At 45.3% G+C, this 477-nt stretch carries 1 protein-coding gene; it reads right to left on the bottom strand.

What is annotated here, in order from left to right:
- Positions 1 to 477 (bottom strand): collagen-like triple helix repeat-containing protein (locus CN514_RS25830; RefSeq protein WP_176525971.1); only part of this gene is annotated, 477 nt, incomplete at both ends.

The following is a 477-nucleotide window of genomic DNA, read 5'->3' as shown; positions in this document are numbered from 1 at the left end:
TGAACCATTGTCAACTCTAATGTTCACTGAAGTTCCAATTAGTGTATCCAGCAATTCTCTTAATGGTCTTTCAAGGCAATCACATTCACAGCCAGAATCGACAGGAGGGAGTAAATTAATAGTCGGTCCAGGCGGTAAAAACCCAACCCCAATAATTTTCGGTATACCGACAAAGAAAGTTGTGACTCCATCTGTCACAGTAACTATTGAATCATTCACTGAAGTGATTGTTACGAATGTTAGAAGAGGTTGTTGATTTGGTTCATCTGCTATAGTTTCTAAAAGCACTGATGTACCAATAAGTTGTTGTAAAACGTTTTGCATAGTCGAAACACAGCAATCACACAAACACCCCTCAACTATACCAGTTGCTCCTGTTGCTCCCGCTGGGCCTGTCGCTCCGTCTGCTCGTGTCGCTCCGTCTGCTCCTGTCGCTCCGTCTGCTCCTGTTGCTCCTGCTGGGCCTGTCGCTCCGTC

This window comes from Bacillus sp. AFS001701, assembly GCF_002559405.1.
Taxonomy (GTDB): domain Bacteria; phylum Bacillota; class Bacilli; order Bacillales; family Bacillaceae_G; genus Gottfriedia.
This window is presented reverse-complemented; position numbering and strand designations above follow the sequence as displayed.